This window comes from Hydrogenophaga sp. (assembly GCF_041913525.1).
In the GTDB taxonomy this organism is placed as follows: domain Bacteria; phylum Pseudomonadota; class Gammaproteobacteria; order Burkholderiales; family Burkholderiaceae_C; genus Hydrogenophaga.
On record NZ_JAYSFD010000003.1, the window covers coordinates 190,123 to 203,393 of the forward strand.

Here is a 13,271-nt window from a genome sequence, read left to right on the forward strand (position 1 = left end):
TCGTGCCTATAGTCGTCATCAACAATGCGTCGCGGGTTCGCGCTGCTTTGGTTGAGCCCAATGGGCTTGTGTCCTCTTGTTTTCCGCCATTTGTTGATGACGTCTGATACCTCCGCCTGGTTTGACCGTGCGCCCTGTGGCCTGTTAGCCCTCGACCCATCCGGTCGCGTGATGCGGACCAACCAGACCTTGCGAGAGTGGCTGGGAGCCGAGCCGCCTCCGGCCGAAGGGGCCGATTTGCTGGACTGGCTTCGCCTGGGCGGCGGCCGAAGTGCCGATCTGCTGCGCGTTCACCTGGACATGCTGCTGCGCAGTGGCATTGCGCCCTCGGTCGAATTGCGCCTGCGCCGGCCCAGTGGCGAACGACTGATCGCCCAGATGGACTCGATCGCGGTGCGCGATGAGCGCGGCGCGATTGAACGCATCGAAGCGGTGCTGACCGACGTGGGTGAACGGCGGGTGGTCGAGAACCGACTCACTTCGCAACTGGCGTTTCTGCAAAACATCACCGACCGCACGCCGGCCCGCCTGGTCTATTACGACAAAGACCTCATCTGTCGCTTTGCCAACCGCGCCCAGGCGACCTATCACGGTCTGGCGTCCGGCGATCTGGTGGGCATGCACTTGAGCGAATCGGTCTCGTCAGAGGTGTTGTCTGAGGTGATGGGCCGTGTTACCCGCGCACTGGCTGGCGAAGCCCAGACCTTCGAGACCGAGCGCCGCCAACCCGACGGCACCTCCCGCTTTTACGAGGTGCACTATGTGCCCGACGAAAGCGAGGGCGAGGTGCGGGGCATCTTCATTGAGTTCAACGACATCACTGACCGACGTGTCACCGAAGACATCGTGCTCAGTGCCAACCTCGCGCTGGAGGCTCGTGTGCAGGAGCGCACCGCCGAGTTGCAGGCCAGTGAGCGGCGCTTTCGCCTGATGGCCGATACCCTGAAGGACGCCTGCATCTTCTTTGTGAACGAGCAGGGCGCCGTTACCGAATGGAGCGAGAGTGCCGAACGCCTGCATGGCTTCCGCCGTGAACAGGTGCTGGGCAAGCCATTGCAGACGCTCTTGCCCGAGCCAGACCCCATGGCGGCTCTGGACGGCGAAGAGTCGGCCACCCATGCCTTGCAGCAGGCACTGGAACAAGGCCAGTGGGAGACCAGGGGCTGGCGGGTGCGCCAGGATGGCTCGCGTTTCTGGGGGCACACCGTGATCACCGCCTTGCGCGACGACGCGGGTGAGCTGCAGGCATTCTCGTGCATCGAGCGCGACATGACGGTGGCCAAGAACCTCGAAGACGTGATGAGCGACCTCAACAAAGAGCTGGAGAAGCGCGTGGAAGAGCGCACCCGACAGCTCGTGGCCGCCAACGCCGACCTCGATGTGTTCTCGCACACCGTCTCGCACGACCTGCGGGCGCCGCTGCGACACATCGCCAGTTTCATCGCTCTGGTGCAAGAACACCTGGGTGACAACGGCGACCCGGTGCTGGTGCAGTACCAGGACGCCATCGGCAAGGCCAGTCGGCGCATGGCCCAGATGATCGAGGGCCTGTTGGAGTACGCCCGCCTGGGGCGAGCGCCGCTGGACGTGCAGACCGTGCCCCTGGCGACCCTGGTGCAGGGCGTGGCCGCCCACCTCAAGACCGAACACCCCGAGCGCGCCATTGAGTGGCACATCGAGAGCGACCTGCCCGTGGTGCGTGGCGACCCGATGCTGCTGGCCGAGGTGTTCGCCAACCTGCTGGACAACGCGGTGAAGTACACCCGCCGCGAGCCGCAGGCCGAGATCCGGGTGGGCTGGACCGTGAGCCCCGCAGGCGTGCGCACCTTTCATGTGCGCGACAACGGCGTGGGCTTTGACCTGGACAAGGCCACCAATCTGTTCGTGATGTTCCAGCGCCAGCACCACTCAATGGACTTTGAAGGCATTGGCACGGGGCTGTCGATCACGCGCCGCATCATCGAGCGCCACGGTGGCCGCATCTGGTGCGAGACCGCGCCGGGTCAAGGCTGCACTTTCTACTTCACCTTGCCCTTCGAGGGCGCCGGGGTCACCGCCGAGGCCGAACTGGCCATCGACCTCTGAGCGCTGCTCAGGGGTGGCGCAATCGCCATCGCCCCACCCGCTGTGCCTCGGCCTGGGCAGTGGCCTGCGACCGGGGGCCATCGCCCGCCAGGGTCTCGCGCAAAGCCGTTTGCCAGGCCTCTGATCCCGGTGTCGGCAGCGTGGTCATGGCGTCCAGCAAATCGTGCAGCAAGGCCTCCACCATGAGCAATGCCAGCCCGGCGGCGGCCTCGTCGATGGTGGCGTCGTTGGCGTGGCGGTCCAGTTGCCAGGCAGCGCGGTAAACCCCCAGCGCCGCCGCGTCTTGCGACGCCTCCAGCCGCCCCAGGCACGCCAGCGTGGCCTCTTGTTCTTGCTGATCGGGCGTGAGCGCCAGGCGCCACTGCCGGGCGACGCGCCGGGCTTCGCCCAAGGCGGCGGCCGGGGCGAACAGCGCCTGGGCCGCCAGCGCCGCATCGGCGTGGTGGGCCGCCAGTGCCTCGGCCAGCACGGCGCGCCCGCGCAGATCGGTGGCCAGCCCCGGCCAGCCAGCGGCTCGCAGGGCCGCACCCCAGTCGTTGGGCGCACCGGACGGTTGTGTCTCGAGCCAGGCGTACAGCGCCTGCGCCAGGTGGCGGTGCCCATCGGTCAGAAAGGGCCATTCCAGGTGGGCGCTGGCGGGCAGCGGACCATGCACATGCAGACGCTCAAATCCAACCATGGGGCCTCCTGCGGGTCGTGCGCAAAGTGTAGGCGCGCCGCCTTGTGGCGGGGTGTTCTTCGGTGCCAGAATGGTTGTCAGAATTCAGGAGGTTCCCATGTCCGTTTACCGCTTCAAATCCCGCGAAACCGGCGATCTCGTCATGCTCAAGGACAACGGCAAGCGCATGCTGGAGATCATTGGCAAAGACCCGAGCGGTCCCGGCATCATCCTGCCCGGCCAGATGACCGCCGCGATTGACGCCATCCGCGCCGCGGTGGTCGCCGAAGAGGCCGACCAGCAGCGTCAACGCGAAGAGGCCGCTGCCAAAGGCGAGCCGCCACCCCAGTTCGAGACCGTGAGCCTGCGCATGCGAAGCACGCCGTTCATCGAGATGCTGCAGCGCTGTCAGCAGGCCGATGTGGAGGTGGTCTGGGGCGTGTGACCGCGTGTGCTCACCCGCAAAAAAGCCGCCCTTGTGAGGCGGCTTTTTCCTGGGGCTCTTGGGGGGTGGGCGGGGCTCGGTTGGCCGATCAGTCGGCGTACTGGCCGGCGGCTTCGATCACCTGCTTGAGCTTGGCCACCTCGTCGCGCACGAAATCTCGGTGGCCTTCCGGGGTCTTGCGCTTGTCGGTGACCACCAGTGCGCCCAGGTCTTCCTGGCGCTTGATGAACTCGGGGTCTTTCAGTGCGGCCTGCAGGGCGTCGTTGAGCTTCTTGGTGACCTCGGCTGGGGTGCCCTTGGGCGCGTACAGACCGTGCCAGATGGTCAGGTTGAAGTTCTTCAGGCCCATCTCCTGCAGGCTGGGGTAGTCCTTGAGCAGCTTGTGCTGGCTCAGGGGCTTGGCGGTGGTCACGGCGAAGGCCTTCACGCGGCCGGCCTCGATCTGGCCGGTGGTGTTGGTGGTCTGGTCGCACATCACGTCCACCTGGCCGGCGATCAGGTCGTTCATGGCCGGGCCCGTGCCGCGGTAGGCGATGGTGGTCATCGACTTGTCCAGCTTCACGGCGTGTTGCCACATCAGACCGCAGATGTGCGAGGCCGAGCCCAGGCCGGCGTGGGCCAGGTTGAGCTTGCCACCGTTGGCGCGGATGTAGGCCTCGAAGTCGCGGTAGGTGTTGGCGGGCAACTTGGGCGAGCCCAGCAGGGTCATGGGCACGTCGTTGATCATGCCCAGGAATTCGAAGTCCTTGAGCGGATCGAACTGCTGCTTGCGGTACAGGCTGGTGGTGGCGGCAAAGCCGATGTGCCAGACCAGCAGGGTGTGGCCGTCAGGCGTGGCGCGGGCCACCTTGGTGCCGGCAATCGTGCCGCCCGCACCGGCGGCGTTTTCCACCACGATGTTGGCGTTGCCCCCCAGGGTCTTGCGCATGGCCTCGGCCAGGTGGCGTGCCACCAGGTCGGTGGGGCCGCCGGCGGCGAAGGGCACCACGAAGGTGATGGGCTTGCTGGGGAAGTTCTGGGCGTAGGCGCCGGTGGCCAGCACAGCGCTCAGGGCGAAAGTAAGGATGGGTTTCATGGTGACACTCCAATGGTGATTGCTTATGCAGCCATGCTAGGGCGCCACCTCGAGTTGCGAATCGAGGGAACTACGTATCGGCATACGGGGACATTCCCTGATGCCCAGCACCACAGGCCTAGCAAGGCTCAGCGGTAGCTTCGCGCATCCTCGATGACCTTGCCGTCGTTCGGCAATTCGCCCGGTGCGACGAACTCCACCGTGCAGCGAAGCTTGGTCACGTCGCGCGTGGCGGCCTCGATCTGCTCTCGAAGCCCGTCGCTGCTTTGCTGGCTTTCCACCCGCAGGCTCATCTGGTCATTGGCCATTTCGCCGGATACCACCAGCCGGGCCTTGAGCAGATCGGGGAAACGCTTGAGCACCTCGGCCACTTGCGAGGGGTGCACGAACATGCCGCGCACTTTGGTGGTCTGATCGGCGCGGCCCATCCAGCCCTTGATGCGCGGCGACGTGCGGCCGGTGGGGCAGGGGCCGGGCAGCACAGCCGAGAGGTCGCCGGTACCGAAGCGAATCAGCGGGTAGGCCGGGTTCAGGCTGGTCACCACCAGCTCGCCCACCTCGCCCTCGGGCACCGGGTCACCGGTGCCGGGGCGCACGATTTCCACGATCACGTTTTCTTCCAGCACCAAGCCCTCGCGGGCCGGGGTCTCGTAGGCCACCAGGCCCAGGTCGGCGGTGGCGTAAGTTTGGAACACCTCCACGCCTTGCTCCCGGAACCAGGCCGTCAGGCTGGGCGGGCAGGCTTCGCCACCCACCGATGCCTTCTTCAGGCTGCCCAGGTTCACGCCCATCTCGCTCGCCTTTTCCAGCAGGATGCGCAGGAAGCTGGGGGTGCCGGTGTAGGCGTCGGGCTTGAGGTCCACGATGGCCTGCAACTGCTGCTCGGTCTGGCCGGTGCCGGCGGGGAACACGGTGCAGCCCACGGCCAGGGCGCCCGCCTCCAGGATGAAGGCGCCGGGCGTCATGTGGTAACTGAAGGCGTTGTGCACCAGGTCGCCCGCGCGAAAGCCGGCGGCGTACATGGCCCGGGCGGTTCGCCAGTAGTTGGCCGTGGCGCCCTCGGGTTCGTAAATGGGGCCGGGCGAGGCAAAGATGCGCGACATGCCAGGGCCGCGCACCAGGGACGAGAAGCCGCCAAAGGCGTCACCGCCCGCGGCCCGGCTGGCCTTTTGCAACTCCAGCAACTCGCTCTTGCGCGTCACCGGCAGGCGCGCCAGCGCCTCGCGGCTGGTGATGGTGGTCGCGTCCACCCCCGCCAGGATCTGGCCAAACGCCGCCGTGTGCCGCTGCGCGTGCGCGATGTGTCGCGGCAACTCGGCCATCAGCGCTGCCTCACGCTCGGCGGGCGATCGGGTTTCCAGTGCGTCAAAGAATTGGGTCATGGCAGCAACCACAAAGGTGGGGAGAAGTGCATCTTTCGAGAACACCGCGGAACCGGCTCTGCCGGGCCGCAGGTGATGCCCCCTTGAGGGGGTGACGCCGCAGGCGGCGCGGGGGTGTCGTCTGTGTTTAAGCCAGCCAGCGCTTGCGGCGCTTGTAGCTCTTCACGTCCTTGAAGCTCTTGCGCTCGCCGCCGCCCATGCCGAGGTAGAACTCCTTCACGTCCTCGTTGCTGCGCAGGTCGTCGGCGCTGCCGTCCATCACGATGCGGCCGCTTTCCATGATGTAGCCGTAGTCGGCGTACTTCAGGGCCATGTTGGTGTTTTGCTCGGCAATCAGGAAGGTGACCTTTTCCTTCTGGTTCAGGTCTTTGACGATCTCGAACACCTCTTCCACAATCTGCGGGGCCAGGCCCATGGACGGCTCGTCGAGCAGCACCACGTTGGGGTTGGCCATGATGGCGCGGCCGATGGCACACATCTGCTGCTCACCGCCCGAGGTGTAGGCGGCCTGCGAGGTGCGGCGGGTCTTCAGGCGCGGGAAGTAGGTGTAGACCTTCTCCAGGTTGCGGGCGATCTCGGCGCGGTCGCTGCGCGTGTAAGAGCCCGTCATCAGGTTCTCTTCGATGGTGAGGTGGGCAAAGCAGTGGCGGCCCTCCATCACCTGCACCACGCCGCGCTTGACCAGATCGGCCGGCGACAGGTTTTCGATGCGCTCACCGCGCAGCTCAATGCTGCCCTTGGTCACCTCACCGCGCTCGCCCTTGAGCAGGTTGGAGATGGCGCGCAGCGTGGTGGTCTTGCCCGCGCCGTTGCCGCCCAGGATGGCGGCGATCTGGCCTTCGGCCACCGTCAGCGAGACGCCCTTGAGCACCAAGATGACGTGGTTGTAGATGACCTCGATGCCGTTGACGTTCAGAACAATGTTGGGTGTCGTGCTCATGGTGTTTCCTCGTGGACCATTCGTAAGCCCGGTGAACCGGCCTTGCGGATGGCGGCTGGAACCAGCCGCCGAAAACCCACCGTGCGCGAGAGTCGCCCCCATCCAGGGACACCGCGGAGCCGGCTCTGCCGGGCCGCTGGTGTCGCCCCCTGGAGGAGGTCGCGCGGAGCGCGGCGGGGGTGGGCTATCAGCTACCGCAGTCGCTGGCTGCGCGGCGGTTCAGCTTCTTGTCGGCCAGGTACTTGTCGGCACCGGCCTTGACCATGGGCTTGAGGATCTGCTCATCGGCCTGGTACCAGTCAGACGAGAAGTTCCACTTGGCGCCGTCCCAGGTGTGGATGCGCGCCCAGCTGGAGCCCATGTGGTCCTGGCAGCTCGTGGACAGCGGGCGCATCACGCCGCCAAAGCCCATCGCGTCGAGCTTCTTCTGGTCCAGCGCCAGGTTCTCCAGGCCCCAGCGCACTTGCTCGCCGGTCATGACCTTGCCCTTGCCGAAGCGCTCTTGTGCGCGGCGAACGGCTTCCACCGACAGCATCGAGATGATCACGCCGCGGGTGTAGAGCACCGAGCCCACTTCGTCCTTCGGGCCCGAACCCTGGCCCTTGTCGTGCACGTGCTTCAGGATGTCCTGAATGACCTTGGGCTGGGTGCCCGAGGTGTTCAGCGCCAGCGCGTTGTAGCCCTTGGCGCCTTGGCCCACGTCCTTCACGTCAGGCTCGGCACCGGCCCACCACACGCCGTACATCTTCTCGCGCGGGAAGCCGGTGGCTTGCGCTTCCTTCAGGGCGGTGGAGTTCATCACGCCCCAGCCCCACAGCAGCACGTAGTCGGGGCGGCTCTGGCGCACCTGCAGCCAGGCGGCTTTCTGCTCCACGCCAGGGGCGGTCACGGGGATGAGCTGCAGGTCAAAGCCGTGCATGCGGGCGCGCTCTTGCAGCAGGGGGATGGGCTCTTTGCCGAACGGGCTGTCGTGATAGACCAGGGTGATCTTCTTGCCCTTGAGCTTGTCCAGGCCGCCTTCCTTCTGGCCCAGGTGCTGGATGATGATGTCCGCGCCCGTCCAGTAGCTGCCCATCAGCGGGAAGTTCCACTTGAAGGCGTTGCCGTCCTGCGAGACCGACAGGCCATAGCCTAGGGTGATCAGCGGGATCTTGTCGGTGGCCACCTTCTCGGTCAGCGCGAAGGTGATGCCGGTGGCCTGCGGGTCAAACAGCGTCACGCCTGGGCGGCTCTTCAGGCGCTCGTAGCACTCCACGCCGCGGTCGGTGGCATATCCGGTCTCGCACTCTTCATAGGTGATCTTCACGCCGTTGATGCCGCCGTCGCGGGCGTTGATCATCTTCAGGTAGTCCTGCTTGCCGTTGGCCCAGGGCGTGCCGTTGGGGGCATACGGACCCGTACGGTACGACAGCAGCGGGAAGAACTGCTCCTTGGCCTGGGCCATGGCAGCGGTCGACACCAGCGCGCCAGAGAGGGCGGTGCAGGCCATCGAAACAGAGAGAACCAGGTTACGCACTTTCATCGCTTGTCTCCTTTAGGAACAGTCACACACAAAAACCAACCGAAAGAACCGAGGGCGCCGCCGGAGCGCGTGTCCCATCCAGGGCTCCCGTGGAACCGGCTCTGCCGGGCCACCGGGGAGCGTCCCCCTCCCGCAGGAGAGGGGGAAGACGCGAAGCGGCGCAGGAGGTGCTCATCTCATCAATGTGGGAAGGGCCAGAGGCGCAGCTTCTGCTTGCCAATCGACCACAGCTTGGCCAGGCCGTGCGGCTCGACGATCAGGAACCACACGATCAGGGCGCCGAAGATCATGAACTCGGCGTGCGAGACGGCGGCGGTGGAAATCTCCATGCCGAACAGACCGGCCAGCGCGGGCAGGAACTGGTTCAGGAAGATGGGCAACACCACGATGAAGGCTGCCCCGAAGAAGCTGCCCATGATGGAGCCCAGGCCGCCGATGATCACCATGAACAGCAGGCGGAAGGACAGCTCCACCGAGAAGGCGGCCGGCTCCCAGGCACCCAGGTACACGAAGGCCCACAGGCCACCGGCGACACCCACGATGAAGGAACTCACGGCGAAGGCGGTGAGCTTGGCGTACATCGGGCGAATGCCGATCACCGAGGCGGCCACGTCCATGTCGCGAATGGCCATCCACTCGCGGCCCATGGCGCTGCGCACCAGGTTCTTGGCCAGCAGGGCCAGCACGATCAGCAGTCCCAGGCAGAACCAGTACTTGCTCTGCGCACTGTCGATGGGCAGGCCGAAGACTTGCAGGTTATTCACCGAGACCGAACCCGAGTCGGAATTGTTGGTGAACCACTTGATGCGCAGGAACATCCAGTCACTGAAGAACTGCGCGGCCAGCGTGGCCACCGCCAGGTACAGGCCCTTCACTCGCAGGCTGGGCAGACCGAACAGTACGCCGAAGAAGGTGGCGCACAGGCCGCCCAGCAAGAGGGCTGGGATCAGCGGCATGCCCTCGAAGCGCACGAAGAAGTTGAACGCACCGTAAGCACCCACCGCCATGAAGGCCCCAGATCCCAGCGAGATCTGACCGCAGTAGCCCACCAGAATGTTCACCCCCAGGGCCGCCAGCGACATGATCACGAAGGGGATCAGGATGGCGCGGAACATGTAGTCGCTGGCCAGGGCCGGCACCACGAAGATGGCCACCAGCAACAGCGCGGCAATGGCCCAGCGGTCCTGCGCGATCGGGAAGATCTGCTGGTCGGTGCGGTACGAGGTCTTGAACTGACCGTTTTCTCTGTAGAACACTTTTGTCTCCGATCAAAGATCTTTTGGCTGCGACACGCTTTGCTTGGCGTTGCGGTGCAAAGTGAGTCGTCGCCGAACGATCATCGACATGCGTCGTTCAGACGCGGTCGATGATCTTCTCGCCGAACAGGCCTTGCGGGCGGAACAGCAGGAACACCAGGGCCAGCACGTAGGCAAACCAGATTTCGATGCCACCACCGATCAGGGGGCCGAGGTACACCTCGGAGAGCTTCTCGCCCACGCCGATGATCAGGCCGCCGATGATGGCGCCGGGCACCGAGGTGAGGCCGCCCAGGATGATCACGGGCAGGGCGCGCAGGGCCACGGTGGCCAGCGAGAACTGCACGCCGAGCTTGGAGCCCCAGATCATTCCGGCCACCAGGGCCACCACGCCGGCCACGCACCACACGATCACCCAGATGCGGTTGAGCGGAATGCCGATGGACTGCGCGGCCTGGTGGTCATCGGCCACCGCGCGCAGTGCCCGCCCGGTGCCGGTCTTCTGGAAGAAGATGGACAGCGCGATCACCAGCACGGCGGCGATGAGCGCGGCGTAGAGGTCTTCCTTGTTGATCAGGATGCCACCCTGGAACACGCTGTCCAGAATGAACACCGGGTCTTTGGGCATGCCGATGTTGATCTGGTAGATGCTGTTGCCAAACAGGGTCTGGCCCACGCCTTCGAGGAAGTAGGTGATGCCCAGCGTGGCCATCAGCAGCGTGGCGCCTTCCTGGTTAACCAGGTGGCGCAGCACCAGGCGCTCCACCAGCCAGGCCACCGCGAACATGCACAGGCCGGCCAGCGCGAAGGCGATCAGGTTGGCCAGCAGCAGGCTCTCGATGCCCAGCCACTGCGGAATCCATTCCGAGAAGCGCGCCATGGCCAGGGCCGCGAACAGCACCATGGCGCCCTGCGCGAAGTTGAAGACGCCCGAGGCCTTGAAGATGAGCACGAAGCCCAGGGCCACCAGGGAATACAGCATGCCCGCCATCAGGCCGCCGAAGAGGGTTTCCAGAAAGAATGCCATGTGTGTCTCCGGCGGGGCTCAGTGGGACGTGCCCAGGTAAGCCCGGATCACTTCTTCGTTGTTGCGCACTTCGTCGGGGCTGCCATCGCCGATCTTCTTGCCGTAGTCGAGCACGACCACGCGATCGGAGATGTCCATCACCACGCCCATGTCGTGCTCGATCAGCACGATGGTGGTGCCGAACTCGTCGTTCACGTCGAGGATGAAGCGGCACATGTCCTGCTTTTCCTCCACGTTCATGCCGGCCATGGGCTCGTCGAGCAGCAGCACCTGCGGCTCCATGGCCAGGGCGCGGCCCAGGTCCACGCGCTTTTGCAGGCCGTAGGGCAATTGGCCCACGGGCGTCTTGCGAAAGGCCTGGATTTCCAGGAAGTCGATGATGCGTTCCACGAAGGCGCGGTGCTCTTCTTCTTCGCGCTGCGCCCCGCCGATGCCGAAGGGGTTGCGGAAGGCTTGCGACAGCAGACCGCTTTTGATGCGCAGGTTACGCCCGGTCATGATGTTGTCGATCACGCTCATGCCCTTGAACAGCGCCAGGTTCTGGAAGGTGCGCGCGATGCCCATCTCGGCCACCTGGCGGCTGTTCATGTGCTTGAAGGTCTGGCCACGGAAGGTGATGGAGCCTTCCTGCGGCGAATACACGCCGTTGATGCAGTTGAGCATCGAGCTCTTGCCCGCGCCGTTGGGGCCGATGATGGCGCGCACCTCGTGCTCGCGCACATTGAAGCTGATGTCGGTCAGCGCCTTCACGCCGCCGAAGCGCAGGCTGATGTTCTGGACGTCGAGGATGACGTCGCCGATTTTTTTCTGGCTCATGTCGGGGGCTCTCAGGCAGCGGCTTTGACGGGGGCGAACGTCTTGGCGTCCACGATCTTCAGGGTGGCGCTCACGCTGCCGGTGCGGCCATCCTCGAACTTCACCTGGGTCTGGATGAACTGCTCGGACTTGCCGCCATACAGCGCGTCCACCAGCACGGCGTACTTGTCGCCAATGAAGCCGCGGCGGACCTTGTTGGTGCGGGTGAGCTCGCCGTCGTCGGCGTCCAGCTCTTTGTGCAGCACCAGGAAGCGGCTCACCTGGCTGCCGGCCAGCAGCTCGTCGCGCGAGAGGTCGGCGTTGACCTTCTCCACGCACTCGCGGATCAGCTCGTACACCTCGGGCTTGGAGGCCAGGTCGGTGTAGCCGGCGTAGGGCAGGTTGCGGCGCTCGGCCCAGTTGCCCACGGCCTCAAAGTCGATGTTCACCATCACGCACACCTTCTCGCGGCCATCGCCAAAGGCCACGGCCTCTTTGATGTGCGAGAAGAACTTGAGCTTGTTCTCCACGTACTTGGGCGCGAACATGGCGCCGTCGAACGCACCACCCTTCAGGCGGCCCACGTCTTTCACGCGGTCGATGATTTTCAGGTGGCCGCTGGCGTCGATGAAGCCGGCGTCGCTGGTGTGGTACCAGCCGTCGGCCGACAGCACCTCTTCGGTGGCCTTGGGGTTCTTGTAGTACTCCTTGAGCAGGCCGGGCGACTTCACCAGCACCTCGCCGGTGTCGCTCAGCTTGATCTCCACGCCCTCGCAGGGCACGCCCACGGTGTCGGCGCGCGCCTCGTGGTCGGGCTGCAGGCACACGAACACCGCGGTTTCGGTGGAGCCGTAGAGCTGCTTGAGGTTGATGCCGATGGAGCGGTAGAAGCTGAACAGGTCGGGGCCGATGGCCTCGCCGGCCGTGTAGGCCACGCGTACCCGAGAGAAGCCCAGGTTGTTGCGCAGCGGCCCGTACACCAGTAGGTTGCCGATCTGGTACTTGAGGCGGTCCAGCAGGCCCACGGGCTTGCCGTCCATCAGGTCGGGGCCCACGCGGCGGGCCACCGACATGCAGGCGTGGAACATCTTGCGCTTGAGGGCGCCCGCGTCTTCCATGCGGATCATCACGCTGGTGAGCAGGCCCTCGAACACGCGCGGCGGCGCGAAGTAGTAGGTGGGGCCCACTTCCTTCAGGTCGATGGTCACGGTGCTGCCGCTCTCGGGGCAGTTCACCACGTAGCCGGTGACCAGCCACTGCGCGTAGCTGAAGATGTTCTGGCCGATCCAGGCCGGCGGCAGGTAGGCCAGCACCTCGTCGCCGTCGGTGAGCTTGTCAAACGCGGCGCCCACGCTGGCGCGGTTGATCAGCGTGCTGTGCGTGTGCACCACGCCCTTGGGGTTGCCGGTGGTGCCGCTGGTGAAGAACATGGCCGCCACGTCGGCGGGCTGGCCCTGCTCGACCTGGCTGGAGAAAAGCTGCGGGTGGGCCTTGGCGTGGGCGCTGCCGGCGCCGATCAGCTCATCCAGGCCGGCCAGGCCGGGCTGGTCGTAGTTGCGCAGGCCGCGCGGGTCGTCGTACCAGATGTGCGAGAGCTGCGGGCACTGCTCGCGCACCTCCAGCATCTTGTCCACCTGCTCCTGGTCTTCCACCACCACGAAGCGCACCTCGGCGTTGTTGATGGGGAACACGCACTCGGCGGCCACTGCGTCTTGGTACAGCGGCACCGGTACTGCCCCCAGTGATTGGGCCGCCAGCATCGTCGCGTAGAGGCGGGGGCGGTTGGCGCCGATCACCACCAGGTGCTCGCCGCGCTGCAGGCCGCTCTGGTGCAGGCCGCAGGCAATGGCCTCCACCATGTGCGCCAACTCGGCCCAGGTCAGGGTCTGCCAGATGCCGTAGGCCTTCTCGCGCATGGCCGGGGCCTGCGGGCGGCGCTGCGCATGTTCCAGCAGCAGTCGGGGGAACGTGGTCTGCATTCTTGTCTCCTGCGCCAGTGAGGTCGACGCTTGTCCAGTGATGTCCCATGTGGGACAACGAATGACCTGCATGGTAGGGATTCATTTGACGTCGTGTTGTCGGTCCG

Annotated in this window: 11 protein-coding genes; 2 read left to right on the forward strand and 9 right to left on the reverse strand. The window is 65.5% G+C overall.

Annotation, left to right across the window (positions count from 1 at the left end; genetic code table 11):
• The first annotated feature begins 96 nt into the window (after positions 1 to 96).
• Positions 97 to 2,085, forward strand: a complete 1,989-nt coding sequence (locus ACE3RQ_RS05875) for a PAS domain S-box protein (protein ID WP_374520859.1) — start codon at positions 97 to 99, stop codon at positions 2,083 to 2,085.
• A gap of 7 nt (positions 2,086 to 2,092) precedes the next feature.
• Here ACE3RQ_RS05875 and ACE3RQ_RS05880 read toward each other — a convergent pair whose 3' ends face one another.
• Positions 2,093 to 2,764 carry a hypothetical protein gene (locus tag ACE3RQ_RS05880; protein WP_374520861.1) on the reverse strand — a complete coding sequence of 224 codons (672 nt, stop codon included), beginning with the start codon at positions 2,762 to 2,764 and terminating at the stop codon, positions 2,093 to 2,095.
• 97 nt (positions 2,765 to 2,861) lie between these two features.
• Here ACE3RQ_RS05880 and ACE3RQ_RS05885 point away from each other — a divergent pair, with 97 nt between their 5' ends.
• Positions 2,862 to 3,188, forward strand: coding sequence for a DUF1840 domain-containing protein (locus ACE3RQ_RS05885; protein WP_374520863.1), 327 nt, complete (start codon positions 2,862 to 2,864; stop codon positions 3,186 to 3,188).
• Between the two features lie 88 nt (positions 3,189 to 3,276).
• On the opposite strand, the gene ACE3RQ_RS05890 is transcribed toward ACE3RQ_RS05885, so the two are convergent.
• The 8 genes from ACE3RQ_RS05890 to ACE3RQ_RS05925 form a co-directional block, all read right to left on the reverse strand.
• A complete protein-coding gene (locus tag ACE3RQ_RS05890) occupies positions 3,277 to 4,263 on the reverse strand; it encodes a tripartite tricarboxylate transporter substrate-binding protein (RefSeq protein ID WP_374520864.1) in 987 nt (328 codons plus the stop codon).
• 128 nt (positions 4,264 to 4,391) lie between these two features.
• The gene (locus ACE3RQ_RS05895; RefSeq protein WP_374520866.1) at positions 4,392 to 5,645 is read right to left on the reverse strand and encodes a phenylacetate--CoA ligase family protein; all 1,254 of its coding nucleotides are present in this window, start codon (positions 5,643 to 5,645) and stop codon (positions 4,392 to 4,394) included.
• A gap of 127 nt (positions 5,646 to 5,772) precedes the next feature.
• Entirely contained in the window at positions 5,773 to 6,585 is an 813-nt protein-coding gene (locus ACE3RQ_RS05900) for an ABC transporter ATP-binding protein (RefSeq protein ID WP_374520868.1), read from the reverse strand.
• A gap of 187 nt (positions 6,586 to 6,772) precedes the next feature.
• Positions 6,773 to 8,074 carry an ABC transporter substrate-binding protein gene (locus ACE3RQ_RS05905; RefSeq protein ID WP_374521200.1) on the reverse strand — a complete coding sequence of 434 codons (1,302 nt, stop codon included), beginning with the start codon at positions 8,072 to 8,074 and terminating at the stop codon, positions 6,773 to 6,775.
• Positions 8,075 to 8,286: 212 nt separating this feature from the next.
• Positions 8,287 to 9,363 carry a branched-chain amino acid ABC transporter permease gene (locus tag ACE3RQ_RS05910; RefSeq protein WP_374520870.1) on the reverse strand — a complete coding sequence of 359 codons (1,077 nt, stop codon included), beginning with the start codon at positions 9,361 to 9,363 and terminating at the stop codon, positions 8,287 to 8,289.
• Positions 9,364 to 9,460: 97 nt separating this feature from the next.
• Entirely contained in the window at positions 9,461 to 10,390 is a 930-nt protein-coding gene (locus tag ACE3RQ_RS05915; RefSeq protein ID WP_374520872.1) for a branched-chain amino acid ABC transporter permease, read from the reverse strand.
• A gap of 18 nt (positions 10,391 to 10,408) precedes the next feature.
• Complete coding sequence (locus ACE3RQ_RS05920) at positions 10,409 to 11,206, reverse strand: ABC transporter ATP-binding protein (RefSeq protein ID WP_374520874.1); 798 nt, start codon at positions 11,204 to 11,206, stop codon at positions 10,409 to 10,411.
• A gap of 11 nt (positions 11,207 to 11,217) precedes the next feature.
• On the reverse strand, positions 11,218 to 13,164 hold the full coding sequence (locus ACE3RQ_RS05925) for a long-chain fatty acid--CoA ligase (protein ID WP_374520876.1): 1,947 nt from the start codon (positions 13,162 to 13,164) through the stop codon (positions 11,218 to 11,220).
• Positions 13,165 to 13,271: the final 107 nt, after the last annotated feature.

Coding starts and splice junctions, on each gene's coding strand:
- ACE3RQ_RS05875 (WP_374520859.1), top strand. CDS start 97: ATGACGTCTGATACCTCCGCCTGGTTTGACCGTGCGCCCTGTGGCCTG.
- ACE3RQ_RS05880 (WP_374520861.1), bottom strand. CDS start 2,764: ATGGTTGGATTTGAGCGTCTGCATGTGCATGGTCCGCTGCCCGCCAGC.
- ACE3RQ_RS05885 (WP_374520863.1), top strand. CDS start 2,862: ATGTCCGTTTACCGCTTCAAATCCCGCGAAACCGGCGATCTCGTCATG.
- ACE3RQ_RS05890 (WP_374520864.1), bottom strand. CDS start 4,263: ATGAAACCCATCCTTACTTTCGCCCTGAGCGCTGTGCTGGCCACCGGC.
- ACE3RQ_RS05895 (WP_374520866.1), bottom strand. CDS start 5,645: ATGACCCAATTCTTTGACGCACTGGAAACCCGATCGCCCGCCGAGCGT.
- ACE3RQ_RS05900 (WP_374520868.1), bottom strand. CDS start 6,585: ATGAGCACGACACCCAACATTGTTCTGAACGTCAACGGCATCGAGGTC.
- ACE3RQ_RS05905 (WP_374521200.1), bottom strand. CDS start 8,074: ATGGCCTGCACCGCCCTCTCTGGCGCGCTGGTGTCGACCGCTGCCATG.
- ACE3RQ_RS05915 (WP_374520872.1), bottom strand. CDS start 10,390: ATGGCATTCTTTCTGGAAACCCTCTTCGGCGGCCTGATGGCGGGCATG.
- ACE3RQ_RS05920 (WP_374520874.1), bottom strand. CDS start 11,206: ATGAGCCAGAAAAAAATCGGCGACGTCATCCTCGACGTCCAGAACATC.
- ACE3RQ_RS05925 (WP_374520876.1), bottom strand. CDS start 13,164: ATGCAGACCACGTTCCCCCGACTGCTGCTGGAACATGCGCAGCGCCGC.